This is a genomic window from Curtobacterium sp. ME26 (assembly GCF_903970945.1).
Taxonomy (GTDB): domain Bacteria; phylum Actinomycetota; class Actinomycetes; order Actinomycetales; family Microbacteriaceae; genus Curtobacterium; species Curtobacterium citri.
Map to the genome: position 1 here is coordinate 35,846 of NZ_CAJCKG010000018.1, position 19,859 is coordinate 55,704.

The following is a 19,859-nucleotide window of genomic DNA, read 5'->3' on the forward strand; positions in this document are numbered from 1 at the left end:
CGACGACCGCGAGTGATCGTCCGAACGGCGTGTGCAACCTCCGGACGACGGCGTCCGTCGCCCGGAGCTTCGCACCGACGGCATGGAGTCCCTCGCCCCTCGGTCCCCAGCTGAGCCGCAACAACAGCTCCCCACCGAACGGGAGCTCCTCGGTCATGCTTCGTCCTTCCACGCGGTGGGTCGTGATCGAGCGAGGCCGCGGCCACCGGCGTCTTCGATGGCGTCCGCGATCGCCACGATGTCGGCGGCGGCGGGCTCGAGTTCATCGCTGCCGACGTCGACGGTGAGCCACGTTCCACCGTCGGCCACGGCCGCTCTCGCCGATGTGCGGAGGTCGATCGAGGAGAGCAAGGAAGTGTGGTCACCGCGGAAGAAGTTGGTCAGCCCGACGAGGGTCGCGAACCCTCGCTGACTCCGGTTCGCGTTCCGGACGGTCACCTGCGCCAGGTCGGCACGCCAGAGCTCGACGAGTCGCCGAAGGACCTCGCCGTGGTGCTCACCGTAGCTCTGCCGGAGATCCATCGACGCCCCGGGCTGCACCGCCCGGAGCGCACGGCCACCTCGTTCACGATGTACTCGCTCACGGTCGCGCCGACGTGCAACCGCATCGAAGCGCCGACCGATCCGACGAGCTTCCCGACCAGGGACACGCTGTACCCGTCCCGCGGGAACGGCTGTCCGTCCGCGTTCCGAGTGACCCCGCGGTGGATCAGGAGGCTCACCTCGTCGTCGGTGAGATCCCCGACGAACGCCCCGTCCGCCTCCTCCGACGACGGGTCCAGGAGCTTCCACGGACCGGCGAACGGCGCGCCGCAGCACGCCAGGACCGCCAGCGTCTTCCGCAGGGCCCCGACCGCGTCGTTCGGCTCGGACGGTCGGGTTCCCCACTGCACGCGCATGGCAGGCTGCTGCGTGGTCCAGATCGAGGTCACGGCGCTCCAGGTGTGGTCGAGGTCGTCCGGTCGAACACGGAGGGTACTCGAGCTGGGCGACGCGACCCAGCGCTTCGGGTCGGCCCTGCGTCGGTCGAAGTGCTCCGGGACCGCGTCTCGTCGACGCCCGCCTCGCTCCTGCGACTTCGACCAGTCGGGACTCCCAGTGGACGGGACGGCTCAGACGGAACGATCTGGCGCGTCGAAGCGTCGCGTCAGGACCGCCTCCGACAGGCGTCGGAAGAATTCTCGGCCGCTCAGACCGAGGTGCCGCTCCGGGTCGAGGTTGACGCCGAGCTTCACGAGGATCGCAGAGAAGTCATCCTCACGCGCCCCCGGATGCAACACCGTGTCGACCTCATCCTGGATGGCCGTCGCCGTTCCTTGCGAGAGCCCCTCGAGTGCATCGTCGAGCGCCTCGACGGCATTGCTGTAGTCCGACTCCCAGCTCGAGTACAGGGCGCCCGGAAGCCACCCGGCGAGGGCGGGAAGGGCGCGCCGCAGTCCGGAGGCATCAAGATCCTTCACCGGTGCCACGGCTCTCCTCCTCGATCGATGGATACGCGGACCCGACGAAGAACACCTGTGGCGTGCCGGGGGTTCCGTGTCAGTCAACGTGCTTCAGCATCGCGCCGTGTTCCAGTTGCCCCACCCGTTCGCCGATCTGCGCAAGCATCTGCCGTCCGCCGCTCGGCCCCTGATCGGATCGGTAGTTCGCGTTCATCCGGTGGAGGAAGGAGTTGATGTCCTCGTCCTGAGCATCGTCGATGTCGAGCGAGCGGTACTCACTCGCCATGACGGCGAACGCGTCGCGTGAGAACCCGTCGAGGTAGAAGTCAAGGTAGTCAGCCACCGACGAGTAGTCGTCCCACCAGAACGGGAACAGATTCTCGATGAACCCACCGATCAAGGGGATGCGGTTGCCGTAGTTGGAAAAATTGATCTCGTTGAGTAGTCGCATGTGGACGCCGTTGCACCAATCGTTCGTCAGGCCGGCACAACGTTTGCAACCTCTTGAGTTGCAAGCTGGTCGACCAGATGCATCAGCACAAGGATGTTCTGTCGAAACACATCGTCTTCCTTGAGTACCGCGCTGGATGGTCGGCTCTCATCGGATCGTAGCGACGCCGGTTCCTCCACGAGGCCAGCGGCTGATGCATCACGCAGAAGTCGCATCAGTTGACTTGCTCGCGTCGAGCCGATGAGGTCGCTGCTGACGCCTTCTGCAACGACGTCACTCTCGAGAAGGGGCTGGCTGTCGTCGCCGATGACCTGGATCACGTCACGCACCATGTCGCGGACGATGTTCCAGTTCGGGCTCTCCGCCAGTGGCGCAAGGGTCTCAGTCCATCGGTCCCGGAAGCCGATCGGGGCTGATCCGAGTCGTTCGACGAGCCATGCGGGGGTGTGAGACGCAGCCCTTGGATGCATCGAGAGATCTTCGCGGAGCTCCGCCTTCTCGACCGGAAGTGACTCGAGGAGGTTCCCCTCGATGTCGATCAACAGCGGCCAACGCGGCTCGTCGTCCCAGACGAACTCGAACCGGTAGGCGCCGATCGGTTCGAGTCGGAGGACACCGGTGAACCACGCGCCGCGCTCCTTCTCGGTCATTGCCTCACGCAGCGCGCTCCACGCCTCGAATTCGGCAAGGTCAGCCGGCGGGCCATGCATGACGTTTCCCGCGGTTTCGACCGCACGTTCGACCCGAGCGGTGACGCCGAGGCTGACGAACACGCTCGTCGCTCTCCTCCAACCCGTCTCCAACCGGTCGAATGTGAGGATCGCAAGCGTATTTTGCAATTCGTAGTAGTCCGCTGATGAACTCAATCGGCCAAACCTCCGGTGCGCGTCGCCGCCTCGCAGGAGCCCCGCGGGGTCCTCGGTCAGCAGCCGTCTCATCTCGTCCTCGATCCGACCAACCTCAACAGGTGGACAGTGTATGCGCGCTGAATGGTCAAGATGATCCCGGTGGCGAACCGCCGAAGCCGTCGAGACGATCAAGCGGTGTCTTCAGTCAGGTCGAAGATCAGCCGCGCGAACACGCGTCCACTCATGTGCAGCTCTGACTCGATCCAGAGGTCCGCTCCCGACGACTCGAGGAAGTGCTCGACCTGCGAGTCAGTCACATTGCTCGCGAGCAATTAAGCGGCTTCCTCGTGCACCAACTGCCTGTCTGAATCTCCGTATCGCGACAGGTCCGCTTCCAGAGCCTCGCGAGCGCTGTCGAAGTCGTCGCGCCAGTCAGTGTGGAAAACGGCGTTCAGGAGATTCCTCAGAGCGGGCGCTCCGCGCTTCACCTCCGCATTGGTAATTCTCGAGGCTTCATGCTCATCCTCCTGCTCCCGACATCGGTCAAACGCTGGCCCGCGACTCATCCGTGTTCGACACGGAGGTCCCCAGCGGCCCAGATGCGCTGGATCTCAGCGCCGAGCTGTCCGAACCGTCGCCGGGCTCGCTCTGGCAGATCGACCTCGATCCGAGCGTTGAACGGATCCGCCACGAAGTCAAGAGCGAACTCATTCGGCTTGTGCAGCGTGGTCTGGAAGGTGGCACCAGCTGTGATGACCGCTCGAAGGAAAGTCCCACTCTCGAACTCGGAGACCAAGGAGAGGGCAGATCCACGAGCGGGTTCCGCCACGCCATCGACCCGGTAGGGCGAGGCGGCGATCACCCCTCCCCAGGATCGTGCATCCGCGCCGAGGATCGTTCGGTCGTGAACAGTCCAGGTGTTGTTGAAGGAGGGAAACGCCTCGAGCACCGCGGCCGAAGTCTGGACGATGCGAGCGGCTATGGCATCAGCTGATTCAGCTCGAGCATCCCATTCCGCGACGAGCAGCCAACCACTGACGTCGATCACCACAGTCACCTTCCTTCGACACTCAGCTGCCCCGGTCAGACTCCCCGAAGTGTTGAGTCAGGACCCGATTGCACGTCTTCGGAGGAACTCCTGCCAGTCATCCCGAACTTCCGCCTGGGAGCCCTCCCGATATCGAGCGAAGCACCTCAGTGAAGCACTTTTGCCCCCTCGCACCCCGAGCACCCGCAACTTCGACGTGAATCGAGGTCGATCCAACTCGGACGGTCCTCTTGGCGATACCGCCAGTCAAGGTCAGTGAGCCGGAACGACGTTCCCGAGCTCCTGAGCCGCTAGCGACAGAAGGGGCTGGAACAAGGCGTCGAACCGTTCTCGGAATGCTTCGTCAGCCAGGAGTGCGTTCCGTGTCTTCGTGGATGATTCGCTCGACGCCTCTGGGAGGTTCGGGACGAGCCCCAGTCCAGTCGCGTCTCGGTACAGCCTCTCGATCTGGCCGACGGTCGTCGAGGCGGCCAACTCACTGGACACAACCTCCGCAACTTGATCCGCTCCGACCGCTACTCCGCGATCATCGGTGCCGGCTTGTACCGCATCTCGTAGCATGTCCCTCACGATCAGCCAGTTTGGGTGGTCCGCGAGTGCGCGGAACTCCTCGAGCCAGGTGTCAGCGAAGCGCAACCCGGTGGGCACCAGTCTTTCCCCGAGCCACGAGGGAATGAATTCGGCAGTGCGCGGATACCGCTGGAGATCCTCGCGAAACTGCGACGTTTCAACGCGCTCGCTCTTGACGATGTTGCCGTCGAGGTCGACTTCCACGGGCCAGGAAGGTTCCGAGTCCCAGTCGAACTCGAACCGGTAAGCGCCGGTCTGTTCGAGGTGAAGACGTCCACTGAACCAGGCTCCATGTGAATCGTCCGCCATGAGTTCACGGAGATCAATCCACGCCTGGTACTCCGTCAGGTCCGCAGGGGGCGAGTACACCAATGACGTCTCGCGAAGTACAGCACGCTGCAATCTGGAAGTGACACCGACGTCCACGAACACAGAAGTCGCTCTGGACCATCCAGGGTGTAGGCGGTCGAAGGTGATGATCGCAAGTCGATTCTGCAGATCGTGAAGTTCAGTAAACGAGCTCACTCCCAGCCCCCAGCCTTCCCCGACGCCTCGAACGAGGCAGGATTCTTGGTGATGACCTGCCGCCGACTGTCCGCGGCGTGGCGGCTTCAGCTCACCAAGAATACGGCGGCCCTCCCTGGCTGTGGCAGCGTACGGTCGCGGTGCACCAGCCATCACGGCGGGTTCCCGGAGCTCAATGAAGGAACGCACCGCTGCGCGCTGAGAACGCGACTCAATCAAGTGCAACCCGATGCTCTACGGCGCTCGATCTGCGCTGAAGCCCCGCACCGAGTTGCTCGAAGCGCTCCCGCGCCTGCTCTTGTCGCCCATCTCGAGTGCGATGGCCTTCCTGATGAGGACCTGCTACGAAGGGTCACTGACTGTCACTGACCTGAGATCGAGGGCTCGGCGTCACGCCGCAACCTCCTCACGCGTGATCGGTCTCCGCCGAGACGACGACGCGTCGCTCGAAGGCCGTGAGGGCCTCGAGTGCATCACGAACCACCTCGACTTCGGCAGCGGTGTTCTGATTCTCGAACAGCATCTCGCGCGCGTTGCCGGAAAGCTCGATACCGGATGTGTCCGGTTCACGCTGATCGATGACGCTGGACCGAACCGCCGCTGCCATGGAGAGAAAGCGCCTCGCATCGACTCCGTTGAGGACATCCTGCAACAGACCATCTGCCAGCTCGTCATCCTCGAGGAGATCGAGTTCATCATCGAGAATTGCATCACTGATCAGACGCTTGACACCCTCGGCGACGACAAGCCAATCCTCGTTCTCCTGCATAGCGCGAAGCTCGTCCGGCCAGACGTCATCTCGGAACACGGGACGCGGCGCAGCCTGAAGGTTCGCCATCCACACCGGAGTCATGCGCGCTTCACGAGGATACCTGCGCAAGTCGTCGAGCAAAGCGGAACGCTCAACGTCTCGCCCGTTGTGGATCGTCCCCTCTGGGTCGACCGCAACCGGCCAAACGGGTCGTTCGTCCCAGTCGAAGTCCATGCTGTAATGCCCGTTGCTGGAAACACGCAGATGCCCGGTCATCCACGCGCCACGCTCCGGGCCTGACATCACCTCACGGAGATACCCCCATGCTCGGTACAGCTCGAACGCAGGTGCCGGCCGTCGCACGGACTGGCCGTCGGAGGTCAGGAGAATGCCGTTGAGTTGCTGCGTGTTCGCTACTTCCACGAAGACATCGCAGCACGACGACCATCCTTGGCCGAGCGTGCGAAGAGTGAGCGAAGCCACCGCGTTCTGTGCCGCGATTTCGGCTTCCAATTTCCCCAAACCCGCCTCCGTTCAACAACTCAAAAGTCGGTTGTTGCTGATCACGCTCACCTCGGGCTCATCCCCACGCCCACCCCAGGTCACCCGCGATGCAGCGGAGCGATGAGAACTGCCACCCAGATGACCGCGGTGTCCATGCGCAGGGGCAGGTCCGGCTCTGCCTGGAGCATTCGACGAATCGGGCGCTTGATGTTCGTAGATGACGTCAAGCTCACCGTGGATCCATGCTGAGCGACCAGATCCGCTCCGAACGGCGAACCGCCACCCGCGGTCGCAACGACGTATGCGCCGTGGTCGCCGAGCAGTCGATCTTCGCCTCCATCAATGAGCTCTTCCAACGGCGAACGCACGCGTTCGCTCCGAGGCACGACGTCACTGATGATCGATTCGGCATGGACGGTACGTCCCGAGTCCTCGGTATCGAGCACGGACGATCTGTTGAAGAGCACAACCGGCCAGACCTTCGTTGCGCATCGCCGTCTCGTGCGAGACGTGGGTGGAGATCCTGACCATCTGCGGTCCTCCGTCCCGTTGGTTCCCCGCTGGCACGGCTCTCCTCTCAGACCGCGTGTACGAGCGGGGCACAACTCAGGTCAGCAACTCTCCGCTGGCGCGATCAGTCAGCCGGACGTCCGTAGCGTTCCAGAAGTCGCTGATCGACCGAGCACACGAAGCGAAATTACTGTACTCGAACGGTTCCCCGTCGATGATCGGTGGCTCGCCGAGCGTCGCGGCCAAGAAGTCCATCGTCACGCTGTTCGTTGCACTTCTTCTACTTTCATGAGTAGCGCCAGCTCGCACGCGTATCATCGCATGGACGCCGCGAACGGTCGGCGAAATCAGCGCAAAGCTGATGCCTCTAGTTGGATCTGGCGCTCCACTGGTGCGGACGACGCTCGCGGTCACGAACGACGAGAACTCCGGAGAGAGCAGTTCGACCGTCCTCTGGGCACTACTTGCATGCCACGTGCCGCGGAATTCTCCGAAAGCGAAAATGAAGCGTTCACAGGTCTGGAAGGTTGCTTGCACGATGCTGTCGACGGAGTCACTTCGCGCTGCCCATCGAAGGCTCGCGTGCCAACCCGAAACATCAACCATGTCAGTCACCAGCCCTTGAATCCATCCGGGATCGGACGATATTCCACCATGATACCATCATATTCAGACGCCAAGCGAGCGAATTGCGGGGCAACGTCGCGGTCCCTGGTGAACACCCAGCGGAGAACCGCATCAGGTTCGGCCATTGCGTCGAGCTTGTTGGCCGCGGAATCCAGCCAATCTTCAATGATCTTGGCGCGCCGCTCCGGGTTCATCGACTCCAACCAGGAGTAATTACCCTTCACCTCGATGTACTGAGGTCGTCCATCGACGACCTCGAATCCGTCGAATTCCAGGTCTCTCGCGCCGGAAGGATTCGGGACCATGTACTCAGGAATGTGTCCATCCGGGAGCGGCTGTACGCCGGTTGCCCACTCCTGATCCAACGCGCCTGGGCCACCCGCGGTTCTCGTGCTTGCCGCCCAACGACCGTAGTTCGATCCTTCACCGGCGCCGATCACCGGTTGTTCGAGCCGCGCCGTATCCGGTGGGCGGAAGCCGGACCGTTCATAGATCGCGTCAGATCGCGCAGCCCGTTCTGCTGCTGTCAGAGATTGCTCCGTCGGGACGCCATGCGCCGAGTGAGCGGACGGCGGGCCATCCGAGGACACGTGCTGGTCGGGCAAAGCGTCACTGCCTGTGTCCGCGGATCCTCGAGCTGCTGCGCTTTCAGCCGTCGAGCCGACGACGTGGCCGGAGCCGCGGTCGTGGCCGAGCACCTCGTGGGCCTGCGCGTTCGAGTGCTCGCCGTGAGGCTCGTGTTCAGCGCCTCCCCCGCCCTCCACCCGATCCGCCACCGAGTGCAACCAGTGCGACCCCGGCTCCGGGTGCCCCACCTCGATGTGCGGCCGCCCGAGCCCGACGCCGAACCCGTCCGGTGTCGCCATCGCGTGCTCCACGCTGACCTTCACCGTCGGGATGTTGTCCCCGAGCCCCCGGAGCGCGTCCGCGAAGCTCCCCCGCCCCCGCGACACCAGGTCTCCCAGACCGTCGAGCGCCCGACCGGGGATCGCCGACAGGGCGTCCCCGACCCGGACCATCGTCGTCCCCGCCGCCGCGATCTTCGACCCGAAGGCCGCGAGTCGGCTGCCGTCCGCCGCCATGGCCGCGACGCGCGACCCCACCGCGGCGACCTTCGCGCCGGCACCGATCTCGCCGGCACCCGGGATGAACAGCGTCCCGATGTTGAACGCGGCACCACCGGCGGCGTGAGCGGGGTCGTCCCGCCAGTCCTCCGGCGAACCGACGAAGCCCTCGACGATCGCCTGCTGCTTCGCCGTGATGCCCTGCGCGGTCTCGCGCACCACGTCGGGCAGGACGCCCGGCGGCAGTGTGGCCGCGAGGATCAACGGCGGGCTGCCCATCAGCGCGAGCGCCCCGAGCGACTCGGCGAACCCGAGCCACGACTGCCCGGCCCACTCGCCGTCGCCCCACTCGCCGGTCTGCGAGTTGTAGCCGATCAGCCCACCGAGGCCCTCGACGGTCCCCACGGCAGCGTCACCGACGCCGGAGTTGAACGACTCCTGGCACGACTGGTCGCCGCGGCCGGTGCTCCCCCACGGCATCGGCTCGTTCGCCTTGACGGCCGCCGTGTAGTCGACGGCCTGCACCTCGGCGATGCACATGTCGGTCCGGAGCCCGTTGATCGCGTTGACGCAGTCGGTCGAGGCCTGCGAGAGCTTCGTCTCCTGCTCGGCGACCTTGGTGAGCAGTTCGTTGTTCTCGTCGACGTAGGGCGTGTACTCGTCCCAGCGCAGGTGCACGTCGTCGAGGATCTCGCCGAAGTGCTGCACCAGGCCGACCGGTCCCTGGTTCGCCGGGTGCTCCGGGTCCCACGGCCCGACCGTCTTGCCCTGCAGCGCCTTCGCCACGAAGGTCTCGGCCTCGGCCTTGAGCTCGACGAGCCGTCGCGCGATCGGGGCGACGACGGTGGCGTAGTCGCTGATCGCGGTCGACACCTTCTGCATGGTCCCGGCCAGCGCAGCGGTGTCGGTCTCGACGCCGTCCATGACGGCGAGGAGCTCGGCCGAGTCCGGCGTCGTGTAGCTGCCACCGAGGCCGGCCCACGCGGTCTTCACCTCGGATCCGCGCGTCTGCACGTCGGTGCCGGCGGTCGCGAAGGCGGTGCCGGCCGCGTCGACCTGCTCGGGCTTGATGTTCGCGCCGGGGATCGCGTCCGGGTCGATCAGGCCGTCGGCGCGGCACTGCCCGGTCATGCGCCGTCCCCGAGGTCGACACCGGCGAAGTCGCCCGTACTGGAGGCGCGGATCGCGTTGGCCTGCGCCGTCGCGGCCATCTCCTCGTCACCCTGGTAGTACGCCATGGTCGCGTTGGCAGCGCCGGCCAGACCGGCGGTGATGTGGTTGCCGACGCGCTGCAGCAGCGCCGTGTGGCTCTCGATCAGGGCGGCGACCGCTCCGGCGACCGCCTGGTCGTCACCGACCGCGGTCGTCAGTGCCGCGTGGGCATCGGCCAGCCCGTCGAACGCGGTCGACAGTTTCGTCGCCGCTGTCTCGGTGCCCGCGAGCGTCGTCTGCACGCCCGCCGGGTCGATCTGCCAGCCGTTCCCCATCGCTCCCCCTCGTTCCGTGGTCCCGTCGTCCCGCGACGCGCCGTGTCGATCCTCGTCAGTCTCCGACGGCGGACCGTGACACCGCCAGGCCCCCGGCCGCAGCGGCGACGTCCCGCACGATCCGCTCGGCCGCCGCTCGGGACGGGTCCTGGGCGGCCGTGTGGACCGACGTCCACCATACCGGCTCGTCACCCCCGAACAAGGGGGTGCCGGTCGAGTGCGTCCCGAGCAGCCGTGCGGCATCGACGGTCCGCACGAGCTCGCGGGACTGGAACAGGGTGAGGAGCACGATCCCGTCGTCGGCCACGAGCTGCAGGGCATCACCCTCCCAGAGCTGGCGGATGCCGATCGCCGGGTCCTCGCCGGCCGCTGCCGCGACGACCACCGCGGCGTCGACGTGCCGTGGCGAGAGCACGACCCACTCGGCGCTCATCGTCGGTCCCCGAAGCCGAGCATCTCGACGGCACGCGGCCCGAGCGCGTCCCCGAGCTGCGCGAGCCGCCGCCACCGGGCCTCTGCGTCGGCGCCGCGCGACAGCACCACCCCGGACCGCACGTCGTCAGGGGTGGGGTCGAGCACCAGCGACGGGACCCGGGCCGGTCCGACCGCCCGCGCACCGGTGGGGAGCGTCCGGGGATCGATGCCGAGGTCCCGCACCGCTGCGGCCCCGACGACGGCGCCGAGCGGCACCGGCAGCGGGAGCTGGTGGGCGGACACGGTGGCGTCGGGGTGTCCGCTCGTCCGCCAGGCGGTGCCGAGCAGCACCCGCTGTCGCTGGGCGAGGTCCGCGAGTACCGTGGGGATGTCGTCGTCGGTCGGCAGCGCGTCCGACGGGGCGGGTCGCGGCAGCACGAGCCGCGTCTCCTCGGTCACGCCGGTGGCCGAGCGTTCGATGCGGAGCTGCACGGACGCGACTCCGCCGGTGGTGGGTGCCACGGCGACCAGGCGTGTCGGTCGGGGTGCCCGGCGGCGGGCGAAGGCGGTGACCTCGGCAACGCTCCAGGCGAGCGTGGCGGGCTCGACCGTGCCCCAGGCCTCGAGGCCGACATCGCCGACGTCGCCGAGGCCGGCGAGCAGGAGTTCCGCGGTCCGCCCGAGGGTCGCGGCCTCCGATGCCGGGTGGTGCACCGAGACGAGCGCCTCGACCCACGGCACCGCGCCCGGCCCGATCGTCGCCGAGCGGGTGACCGTCTGCGGCGCGAGCATCGCGGTGGCGACGTCGTCCGCCACGACGTCCGACCCGGCTGCGCGGTACCGGTCCCCCTCGCGGACGACCCAGCTCGACGCCGTGCGGCGGAGCATCGCGGACATCGCGGCGGTAAGCCGGGACGACCCGGGCGTGAGCAGCACGGCCACGACCCCGGCGCGGCGGGCCTCGAGGAGGAGTCCGGTCCGCTCGCTCGAGCAGTCGACCACCGCGGCGTCCGTCTCGTGCACGACGAACCCGGGCCCGACCGCGTCGACGAGCGGGTGCGCGAGGGTGACGTCGTCCACGGCGCCACCCTACCGAGCACCCGCCCGCCGCCCCACACGACGACGGGCCCCGCGCTGGTGTGCGCGGGGCCCGTCGTCGTGCGGGGTGGACGGTGCTAGCGGACCGAGACCGGGGTCTCGTCGCGCTCCTCGTAGAGGACGTAGCCCTCCTCACCGTGGACGGCGGTGTCGATGCCGGCGACCTCGTCCTCGGTCTTGACGCGGAAGCCGATGGTCTTCTCGATCGCGAACCCGATCACGAAGGCCAGGACGAACGAGTACACGAGGACGGCCGCGGCGGCGACGGCCTGCTTGCCGAGCTGCTCGAACGAACCCGAGTAGATGAGGCCGGTGCCGTCGGCGAAGATGCCGAGGTAGAGCGTGCCGAAGATGCCGCCGACCAGGTGGACGCCCACGACGTCGAGCGAGTCGTCGAAGCCGAGCTTGTACTTCCAGTCGATCGCGAAGCAGCAGACGATGCCCGCGAGGAAGCCGAGCAGGATGCCCCAGCCCGGGGTCAGCGCGGCGCAGGCCGGGGTGATGGCGACCAGACCGGTGACCGCACCCGAGGCGGCGCCGACCGAGGTGGCCTTGCCGTCCTTGATCTTCTCGATGAGCAGCCAGCCGAGGATCGCGGCGGCCGGGGCGGCGAGGGTGTTCACCCAGGCGAGCGCAGCGACGCCGTCGGCAGCGCCCTCTGAACCTGCGTTGAAGCCGAACCAGCCGAACCAGAGGATCGCGGCGCCGAGCAGGACGAAGGGCGGGTTGTGCGGCTTGTGCGCGCCCTTGGCGAAGCCGACGCGCTTGCCGAGGACGATCGCCAGCGCCAGACCGGCGGCTCCGGCGTTGATGTGGACCGCGGTGCCACCGGCGAAGTCGATGACGCCCCAGGTCGCGAACATGCCCGAGGTCAGGTTGAAGACCCACGACGCGACGGGGAAGTAGACGACGGTGACCCAGACGCCCGCGAAGACCATCCAGGCGCCGAACTTCGCGCGGTCGGCGATGGCACCGGAGATCAGGGCGACGGTGATGATCGCGAAGGTGGCCTGGAAGCCGACGAAGGCCATCGACGGGTACGCGGCGTTGATGGTCGACGCCTGCGACTCCTCGAACGCCTGACCGAGACCGATCTGGTTCCAGTCGATGCTGAAGAAGCCGACGATGCCCGCGACGTTCGTGCCGGCGCCGTGGTTGGCGAACGCGATCGCGTAGCCGTAGAGCACCCACAGGACGCCGACCAGGGCGATGGCCCCGAAGGACATCATCATCATGCTGATGACGGACTTGGCCTTCACCAGGCCGCCGTAGAAGAAGGCCAGGCCCGGTGTCATGAACAACACCAGCGCCGCCATGATCAACACGAATGCCGTGTTGCCCTGATCAAGCATCTGTTCACCTCTCGCGATTGCAGTGCGGCTCTCGGGACCGCCCTCGGGTGTTCAGAGTCTGGCGACGTGAGGTTTCGCGAGGGAGCACGAACTGTTTCGCGGGTGTAACGCGACGGGTCCCCGTGTAAACGGTGTGTTTCGGGGAGCCGGGAACGGGCGGACGGGAGGCGCGGTGCGGTCCCGCCACGCGCCTCCCGTCCGTCGCGCGGTTCAGTCGGCGGCGCGGGAGAGCGCGACCACGCGCGACGCGGCCCGCAGGTACTTCTTGCGGTACCCGCCGTCGAGCATCGCCTGCGGGTACACCTGGTCGAGCGGCGTGCCGGACGCGACGATGCGCACCTGCGCGTCGTAGAGGCGGTCGACCAGTGCGACCCAGCGGAGCGCGTCGGTCTGGTCCGTGAACGCCTGCACGTCGGTCAGCCCCACCGCGTCGAGCCCGTCGACCAGCGCGACGTACTTCGAGGGGTGCACGCTCGCCAGGTGACCGACGACCGCACGGAAGTCGTCGAGTGTCGTGGCGCCGGCCGGCAGTCCGGCGACGACGTCGTCGACCACACGGGCCGACTCGTCGACCGCTCGTCGGCGGAAGTCGAGGCCGTCGATGCGCATGGTGTCGAACCGGTCCGACATCGCCTGGATCTCGCGGAGGAAGTCCTGGGCGGCGAAGCGGCCCTCGCCGAGCGCTCCCGGCGGCGTGTTCGACGTGGCGGCGAACCGGGTCCCCGTCTCGGAGAGCTCCTTGATGAGGCGCGTCATCACCATCGTGTCGCCCGGGTCGTCGAGCTCGAACTCGTCGATGCAGACGAGCGAGGTCCCGCGGAGCAGGTCGACGGTGCCCTGGAACCCGAGCGCGCCGACCAGGGCGGTGTACTCGATGAACGTGCCGAACGTCTTGCGTGACGGCTCCGCGTGGTAGGCCGCCGCGAGCAGGTGGGTCTTGCCGACACCGAACCCGCCGTCCAGGTACACGCCCGAGCGCGTCGGCTGGACCGGCTCGCGCCGCCGGCCGAACAGCCCGCGCTTCGCCGGCTCGGGGCGGGTCGCGACGAACCGCTCGACGGCGTCGCGCACGTCCGCCTGCGACGGGTACTCCGGATCGGGTCGGTAGCTGGCGAACGACGCGTCGGCGAACTGCGGCGGCGGCACGAGCGCAGCGGCCATCTGCTGCGGGGTGACCTGCGGGTCGCGGTCGACGAGGTGAGCGGGCAACGGGTCCTCCGGAGGGAAGCAAGTCGGCGGGTGTCACGTTGCAGGAGTCGAACGGCACGTCCGCGTACCGTTGCCCACAGGCACCGACGACCGATCCTAGTCCGGTGCAGCCGCACCCCCTGGAGGTACCCCCGATGACCGCACCGGTCGACCCGTCCGAGAAGTTCGCCGCCTACGCCCACCCGGAGCGCCTGGTGTCGACCGAGTGGCTCCAGGAGCAGCTCGACGCCGGGGTCGGCTCCCCGGATCTGGTGGTCGTCGAGTCCGACGAGGACGTCCTGCTCTACGAGACGGGCCACGTCCCCGGTGCGGTGAAGATCGACTGGCACACCGACCTCAACGACCCCGTCCAGCGGGACTACATCGACGGCGAGGCCTTCGCGGCGCTCGTCGGCGGCAAGGGCATCGGCCGCGACACCACGGTCGTCATCTACGGCGACAAGAACAACTGGTGGGCCGCGTACGCCCTCTGGGTCTTCACGCTGTTCGGCCACGAGGACGTCCGCCTGCTCGACGGCGGCCGGGCGAAGTGGATCGCCGAGGACCGCGCGCTCACCACCGACCGCACCGAGGTCACCCCGGTCGAGTACCCCGTCGTGGAGCGCCGCGACGAGCAGGTCCGCGCGTTCAAGGAGGACGTGCTCGACCACCTCGGCAAGCCGCTCATCGACGTGCGGAGCGCTCCGGAGTACTCCGGTGAGCGCACCACCGCGCCGGACTACCCGGAGGAGGGTGCCCTCCGCGCCGGCCACGTGCCGACCGCCGTGAACATCCCCTGGGCGACCGCGGCCGCCGCCGACGGCACGTTCAAGTCGCGTGACGAGCTCGACGCCGTGTACCGCGAGGGTGCCGGCATCGGCGACGCGGACGAGGTCATCGCGTACTGCCGCATCGGTGAGCGGTCGAGCCACACCTGGTTCGTCCTGCAGCACCTGCTCGGCTACGAGAACGTCCGGAACTACGACGGCTCGTGGACCGAGTGGGGCAGCGCCGTGCGCGTGCCGATCGCGGTCGGGACCGAGCCGGGGACCGTGCCCGCCCGATGAGCGAGGAACTCCCCCAGGCCCTCGCCGAGATCCGCGACGACTTCCTCGAGCTGTCCCAGCAGGACCGGCTCCAGCTGCTGCTCGAGTTCTCCGACGAGCTCCCCGCGCTGCCCGAGCGCCTGCAGGGGCACGAGGACGAGCTCGAGCGCGTCGAGGAGTGCCAGTCCCCCGTCTTCATCACGGTGACGGTGGGTGCGGACGGCGACGCTCCCGACGTCGTCCGGATGCACGCGACGGCACCCCGCGAGGCGCCCACGACCCGGGGCTTCGCGTCGATCCTCGCGCAGGGGCTGTCCGGGCTGACGGCGCCCGAGGTCCTCGCGGTCCCGGTGGACTACCCGCTGACGCTCGGGCTCACCGAGGCGGTCAGTCCGCTGCGGATCCGGGGCATGGTCGGCATGCTCGGCCGGGTGCAGCGACAGGTGCAGACGGCCGCCGCGGCCTGAGACGCACCACCGGACGGGAGGCGCGTGGCGGATCCGCCACGCGCCTCCCGTCCGTCCAGCGTGCCGACTACCGGGCGCTGGTCGCGTCCGTCGGCTGCACCACCTCGGTCAGCCACGCGAGGATGCGGGCGTCGAACCAGTCCGCGTCGTGGTTCCAGAGCTTCGTGTGCCGCGCGGTCGTCTGGACCTCGAGCCGGACGATGTCGGGCCGGACCCGCGCGAGCTCGTGCGACGCCGACGACGGCACGAACCCGTCGTCGTCGCTGTGCAGGATCAGGATGGGCACCGTCAGCTCGTCCGCCCGGGCGACCATGTCGAGCTCGCGGAGGTCGACCGGCTGCTCGAGGCCGACCACGCGGTGCAGGACCGGGGTCCGGAGGAGCCGCTGTGCGACCTTCCGGACGGGCCGCGGCAGCTTGAGCACCCGGCTCTGCGACTTGAGCACCTCGTGCCAGTCGACGACGGCCGACTCGAGGACGACCCCGTCGACCATCCCGGCGAAGCGCGAGCGGACGAGGGTCTGCAGCACGACCGCACCGCCCATCGACCACCCCATGAGCACGACGCTCCGGGCGTTGCGGGCGGCGAGCCAGCGGAGCACGGCGTCGACGTCCTCCCACTCGGTGGTGCCGAGCCCGTAGCGGCCGTCGGAGCTCCGCGGTGCCACACCGTCGTTCCGCCACGACGCGAGCACGACCGAGTACCCGGCGGCGCGGAACACGGGCACGGCGCGGATGGTCTCGGCGCGGGTGACACCGCGGCCGTGCACGAGGACGGCCCACGGGGCGTCGGGGTCGTCGGCACGGACGATCCAGGCCGGCGAGGGGCCGTTCGGGGTGGGGATGTCGACGTCCTCGACGGGCACGTCGAGCTCGCCGGGGTTCAGGTAGAACCAGCCGCCCCAGCGTCCCCGTCGAGCGGTGGTCGGGTCGCCGGCGTCGACGGCGATGATGCGCCGCGTGACGGTCGTCTCGGTCGTGCCGAGGACCTCGCCGATCCGCATGTGCCCGGTGCCGCCGCCGAACCACAGGCTGTAGCGGCCCTGGAGCTCGGTGTCGGCGGTGCGTTCGAGGGTCACGGTCATCCGGTCCGGGTCGACCGCGTGGATCGGGACCCGCTCGGCGCGCTTCCGGTCGGGGGTGACGACGGCGCGGGCGACGGCGGCGACGAACCCGCCCACCACGGCGGTGCCGATCGCGGCGGCGGCGACCCCCGCCCCGAGTGCGACGAGGCCCGCCGAGCGCACGGCTTCCTGGGCGACGTCCTCGGCGGGTCGCGCTGATCGGGACATGGTGCGGAGCCTAGTCTGCAAGCGTGTCCGAATCCGCTGAGCCCGAGGCCTTCGCGCGACTGCGCGCGCTGGTCGCGTCGGGCGGCACCCGCACCGAGACGACGGTGACCGAGATCCCCTCGCCCTCGCGGATCGCGCCGCACTCGATCGCCCTGGCCGCGGACGTCTCCGGTGCGGTGCACGGCATCGACTCCGACCTCGGCACCGGCCGGTTCATCGCGCTGTACGACCCCGCAGAACCCGAGGGGTGGGGCGGCGCGTTCCGCGTGGTGACCTTCGCCCAGGCACCGCTCGAGCCGGAGATCGGCGTCGACGAGTTCGTCGCGGACGTCACGTGGAGCTGGCTCGTCGACGCCCTCGAGGCACACGGGGCGAGCTACGACCGGGCGTCGGGCACGGCGACCAAGATCATCTCGCGCGGCTACGGCGACCTCGCCGCCCAGGGCGACGGCGCACAGCTGGAGCTCCGGGCGTCCTGGACGCCCCGTGACGAGGACCTCACCGCGCACGTCGAGGCCTGGGAGGAGATCGTCGCGATGCTCGCGGGGCTCCCGCCGGCGTCGGACGGCGTGACGCTGCTGGCCCCGAGGAGGACCACGAAGTGACCGACCCCGCCGATCCCGCGTTCGAGGACGCGCACGACGCCGTCCACGTGATCGAGGACCGCGACGAGTACCTCGAGGCGGTCGCCGCGATCGCCGCCGGCCACGGCCCGGTCGCCGTCGACGCCGAACGCGCCAGCGGCTACCGCTACTCGCAGCGCGCCTACCTCATCCAGGTCTTCCGCCGCGGTGCCGGCGCCTTCCTCTTCGACCCGATCGCGATCGGCGACTTCGCCGAGCTGCAGGACGCCGTCGTCGACGAGGAGTGGCTGTTCCACGCCGCATCCCAGGACCTGCCGTGCCTGCAGGAGGTCGGCCTCGTGCCGACCCGGATCTTCGACACCGAGCTGGGCGCCCGCATCGCCGGCTTCCCCCGCGTCGGACTCGGTGCCGTCGTCGAGCAGCTGCTCGGCATCACGCTCGCGAAGGCGCACTCCGCCGCCGACTGGTCGACGCGTCCGCTCCCCCAGGCCTGGCTCGTCTACGCCGCGCTCGACGTGGAGCTGCTGCCGGACCTCCGCGACGCCCTCGCCGCCGTGCTCGACGCCGCCGGCAAGTCCCGGATCGCGTCGGAGGAGTTCGCCGCCGTGCTCGGTCGCGCCCCGAAGCCGCCGAAGGCCGAGCCCTGGCGTCGGCTGTCCGGCATGCACGCGCTGCGCGGTGCACGGGCGCTGGCGATCGCCCGCTCGCTGTGGCTCGCCCGCGACGCGTACGCGCGCGAGGTCGACATCGCCCCCGGTCGGCTCGTGCCGGACTCGGCGATCGTCGCGGCCGCGGCGGCCGCCCCGACGTCGCGGTCGGAGCTCGGCGCGGTGAAGGCGTTCACCGGGCGCGCGAGCCGGTCGGAGCTCGACCGGTGGTGGGCCGCCGTCGACGAGGGTCGGACGACCGAGGACCTGCCGAAGCTCCGCGGGACCGGCGAGGCCACGCTCCCGCCGCCCCGCGCCTGGGCCGACCGCAACCCCGACGCGGACCGCCGGTACAAGGCCGCCCGTGCCGCCGTCGTCACCCGTGCCGAGGAGCTCGACCTGCCCGTCGAGAACCTGCTCACGCCGGAGACCCTCCGCGTGGTCTCGTGGGAGCCGCCGACGCCGATCGCGACCGAGACCGTCGGCGCCGCGCTCGCGTCGCACGACGCCCGTCCGTGGCAGGTCGAGGAGACGGCGTCGATCATCGCGCACGCCTTTGTCGACGCCGGACAGCAGCCTGCTGCCGAGAGCAACACCGGCTCGTAGGAACACCCCAACGGGCATGCGTCCGTCCAGCCTCCGGGCATAGCGTCTCCGGTGTCGCCGGGCGCTGCCCGGCCGGTCGGGGCGGAACGCGTCCCGACCCGATCGAAGTGGATCTGGAGGCCCCGATTGCCCAAGGCATCAGACGTCGTGTTCGTGGACGGTGTCCGCACCCCGTTCGGACGAGCCGGTGAGAAGGGGGTGTTCTGGAAGACCCGCGCGGACGACCTCGCGGTCCACGCGATGCGCGGCCTGCTCGACCGGAACAGCCAGCTCGACGGTGCGGCGGTGGACGACGTCGCCGTCGCCGCCACCACCCAGCAGGGCGACCAGGGCCTGACCCTCGGCCGGACCGTCGGCATGCTCGCCGGGCTGCCGAAGTCGGTCCCCGGCTACGCGATCGACCGCATGTGCGCCGGCGCGATGACGAGCGTCACCACCCTCGCCGGCGCGATCGCCTTCGGTGCCGCGGACGTCGCGATCGCCGGCGGCGTCGAGCACATGGGCCGACACCCGATGGGCTTCGGCGCCGACGTCAACCCCCGGTTCATCGCCGAGCGCATGGTGGCGGGCGACGCCCTCGTCATGGGCAGCACCGCCGAGCGACTGCACGACCGCTTCCCCGCCATCACGAAGGACCGAACGGACGCCTACGCCGTCCAGTCGCAGCAGCGCTACGCCGCCGCCTGGGCGGCCGGCAAGCTGCAGCCCGACGTGGTGCCGGTCGAGGTGAACACCGGCGAGGGCTGGGACATCGTCGCGAAGGACGAGCCGCCGCGACCGGGCACCACCCTGGAGGCACTGGCCGGCCTGAAGACGCCGTTCCGGCCGCACGGACGGGTCACCGCAGGCAACGCAGCCGGTCTGAACGACGGTGCCACCATGAGCCTGCTCGCGTCCGAGGACGGCGCGAAGCAGCACGGCCTGCCGACCAAGATGCGCATGGTCTCGTTCGCCTTCGCCGGCGTCGAGCCCGAGGTCATGGGCGTCGGCCCCGTCCCCGCGACCGACAAGGCGCTGCGCAAGGCGGGCCTGACGATCGACGACATCGGCCTGTTCGAGATCAACGAGGCGTTCGCCGTGCAGGTGCTCGCCTTCCTCGACAACTACGGCATCGCACAGGACTCCCCGAACGTCAACGCCTGGGGCGGCGCGATCGCCGTCGGGCACCCGCTCGCGTCGAGCGGCGTCCGGCTGATGAACCAGCTCGCGGCGCAGTTCGCCGAGCGTCCGGACGTCCGGTACGGCATCACGACGATGTGCATCGGGCTCGGTCAGGGCGGCACCGTGATCTGGGAGAACCCGAACTTCAGCAAGAGCGCGGCACGGAAGGCGGCCTGAC

At 68.9% G+C, this 19,859-nt stretch carries 22 protein-coding genes; 5 read left to right on the forward strand and 17 right to left on the reverse strand.

What is annotated here, in order from left to right; translation table 11 throughout:
• Positions 1–153 precede the first annotated feature (153 nt).
• The 16 genes from H7A69_RS09090 to zapE all read right to left on the reverse strand — a co-directional run bounded on the left by H7A69_RS09090 (position 154) and on the right by zapE (position 13,852).
• Positions 154–522, reverse strand: a complete 369-nt coding sequence (locus H7A69_RS09090) for a hypothetical protein (RefSeq protein ID WP_182046743.1) — start codon at positions 520–522, stop codon at positions 154–156.
• 590 nt (positions 523–1,112) lie between these two features.
• Entirely contained in the window at positions 1,113–1,469 is a 357-nt protein-coding gene (locus H7A69_RS09095) for a hypothetical protein (protein WP_182046744.1), read from the reverse strand.
• A gap of 70 nt (positions 1,470–1,539) precedes the next feature.
• On the reverse strand, positions 1,540–1,893 hold the full coding sequence (locus tag H7A69_RS09100; RefSeq protein ID WP_182046745.1) for a hypothetical protein: 354 nt from the start codon (positions 1,891–1,893) through the stop codon (positions 1,540–1,542).
• 26 nt (positions 1,894–1,919) lie between these two features.
• The gene (locus H7A69_RS09105) at positions 1,920–2,933 is read right to left on the reverse strand and encodes a hypothetical protein (RefSeq protein WP_182046746.1); all 1,014 of its coding nucleotides are present in this window, start codon (positions 2,931–2,933) and stop codon (positions 1,920–1,922) included.
• Positions 2,930–3,058, reverse strand: coding sequence for a hypothetical protein (locus H7A69_RS17460; protein WP_259346158.1), 129 nt, complete (start codon positions 3,056–3,058; stop codon positions 2,930–2,932). The genes H7A69_RS09105 and H7A69_RS17460 overlap by 4 nt, the downstream gene beginning before the upstream one ends.
• A 245-nt stretch (positions 3,059–3,303) precedes the next feature.
• On the reverse strand, positions 3,304–3,792 hold the full coding sequence (locus tag H7A69_RS09110; RefSeq protein ID WP_182046747.1) for a hypothetical protein: 489 nt from the start codon (positions 3,790–3,792) through the stop codon (positions 3,304–3,306).
• A 249-nt stretch (positions 3,793–4,041) separates the two neighbouring features.
• Positions 4,042–4,791, reverse strand: coding sequence for a hypothetical protein (locus tag H7A69_RS09115; protein WP_182046748.1), 750 nt, complete (start codon positions 4,789–4,791; stop codon positions 4,042–4,044).
• A gap of 499 nt (positions 4,792–5,290) precedes the next feature.
• Entirely contained in the window at positions 5,291–6,157 is an 867-nt protein-coding gene (locus H7A69_RS09120; protein ID WP_182046749.1) for a hypothetical protein, read from the reverse strand.
• A gap of 80 nt (positions 6,158–6,237) precedes the next feature.
• Complete coding sequence (locus H7A69_RS09125) at positions 6,238–6,585, reverse strand: hypothetical protein (protein ID WP_182046750.1); 348 nt, start codon at positions 6,583–6,585, stop codon at positions 6,238–6,240.
• Between the two features lie 160 nt (positions 6,586–6,745).
• Positions 6,746–7,264 carry a hypothetical protein gene (locus H7A69_RS09130; protein WP_182046751.1) on the reverse strand — a complete coding sequence of 173 codons (519 nt, stop codon included), beginning with the start codon at positions 7,262–7,264 and terminating at the stop codon, positions 6,746–6,748.
• Entirely contained in the window at positions 7,261–9,471 is a 2,211-nt protein-coding gene (locus tag H7A69_RS09135; protein WP_182046752.1) for a hypothetical protein, read from the reverse strand. Before H7A69_RS09135 ends, H7A69_RS09130 begins: the two co-directional genes overlap by 4 nt.
• Positions 9,468–9,827: a DUF6507 family protein gene (locus H7A69_RS09140; RefSeq protein WP_182046753.1), complete on the reverse strand. Its 360-nt coding sequence runs from the start codon at positions 9,825–9,827 to the stop codon at positions 9,468–9,470. Before H7A69_RS09140 ends, H7A69_RS09135 begins: the two co-directional genes overlap by 4 nt.
• A 55-nt stretch (positions 9,828–9,882) precedes the next feature.
• The gene (locus H7A69_RS09145) at positions 9,883–10,260 is read right to left on the reverse strand and encodes a hypothetical protein (protein WP_182046754.1); all 378 of its coding nucleotides are present in this window, start codon (positions 10,258–10,260) and stop codon (positions 9,883–9,885) included.
• Positions 10,257–11,321, reverse strand: a complete 1,065-nt coding sequence (locus H7A69_RS09150) for a DUF6177 family protein (RefSeq protein ID WP_182046755.1) — start codon at positions 11,319–11,321, stop codon at positions 10,257–10,259. Before H7A69_RS09150 ends, H7A69_RS09145 begins: the two co-directional genes overlap by 4 nt.
• Before the next feature lie 95 nt (positions 11,322–11,416).
• The gene (locus H7A69_RS09155; RefSeq protein ID WP_069711012.1) at positions 11,417–12,691 is read right to left on the reverse strand and encodes an ammonium transporter; all 1,275 of its coding nucleotides are present in this window, start codon (positions 12,689–12,691) and stop codon (positions 11,417–11,419) included.
• A gap of 210 nt (positions 12,692–12,901) precedes the next feature.
• On the reverse strand, positions 12,902–13,852 hold the full coding sequence (gene zapE, locus H7A69_RS09160) for a cell division protein ZapE (RefSeq protein ID WP_182046767.1): 951 nt from the start codon (positions 13,850–13,852) through the stop codon (positions 12,902–12,904).
• Positions 13,853–14,034: 182 nt separating this feature from the next.
• On the opposite strand from zapE, the gene H7A69_RS09165 reads away from it, so the two are divergent.
• Entirely contained in the window at positions 14,035–14,946 is a 912-nt protein-coding gene (locus H7A69_RS09165) for a sulfurtransferase (RefSeq protein ID WP_182046756.1), read from the forward strand.
• Complete coding sequence (locus H7A69_RS09170; RefSeq protein ID WP_182046757.1) at positions 14,943–15,392, forward strand: SufE family protein; 450 nt, start codon at positions 14,943–14,945, stop codon at positions 15,390–15,392. Before H7A69_RS09165 ends, H7A69_RS09170 begins: the two co-directional genes overlap by 4 nt.
• A gap of 67 nt (positions 15,393–15,459) precedes the next feature.
• On the opposite strand, the gene H7A69_RS09175 is transcribed toward H7A69_RS09170, so the two are convergent.
• Positions 15,460–16,683 (reverse strand): alpha/beta fold hydrolase, encoded by a 1,224-nt coding sequence (locus H7A69_RS09175; protein WP_069711015.1) that lies wholly within the window; start codon positions 16,681–16,683, stop codon positions 15,460–15,462.
• 23 nt (positions 16,684–16,706) lie between these two features.
• Between H7A69_RS09175 and H7A69_RS09180 the strand changes: the two genes are divergently transcribed.
• The 3 genes from H7A69_RS09180 to H7A69_RS09190 all read left to right on the forward strand — a co-directional run bounded on the left by H7A69_RS09180 (position 16,707) and on the right by H7A69_RS09190 (position 19,858).
• Positions 16,707–17,288 (forward strand): DUF3000 domain-containing protein, encoded by a 582-nt coding sequence (locus H7A69_RS09180; protein WP_069711016.1) that lies wholly within the window; start codon positions 16,707–16,709, stop codon positions 17,286–17,288.
• Positions 17,285–18,520 (forward strand): HRDC domain-containing protein, encoded by a 1,236-nt coding sequence (locus H7A69_RS09185; protein ID WP_069711017.1) that lies wholly within the window; start codon positions 17,285–17,287, stop codon positions 18,518–18,520. The genes H7A69_RS09180 and H7A69_RS09185 overlap by 4 nt, the downstream gene beginning before the upstream one ends.
• 126 nt (positions 18,521–18,646) lie before the next feature.
• Complete coding sequence (locus H7A69_RS09190) at positions 18,647–19,858, forward strand: thiolase family protein (protein WP_182046758.1); 1,212 nt, start codon at positions 18,647–18,649, stop codon at positions 19,856–19,858.
• Position 19,859: the final 1 nt, after the last annotated feature.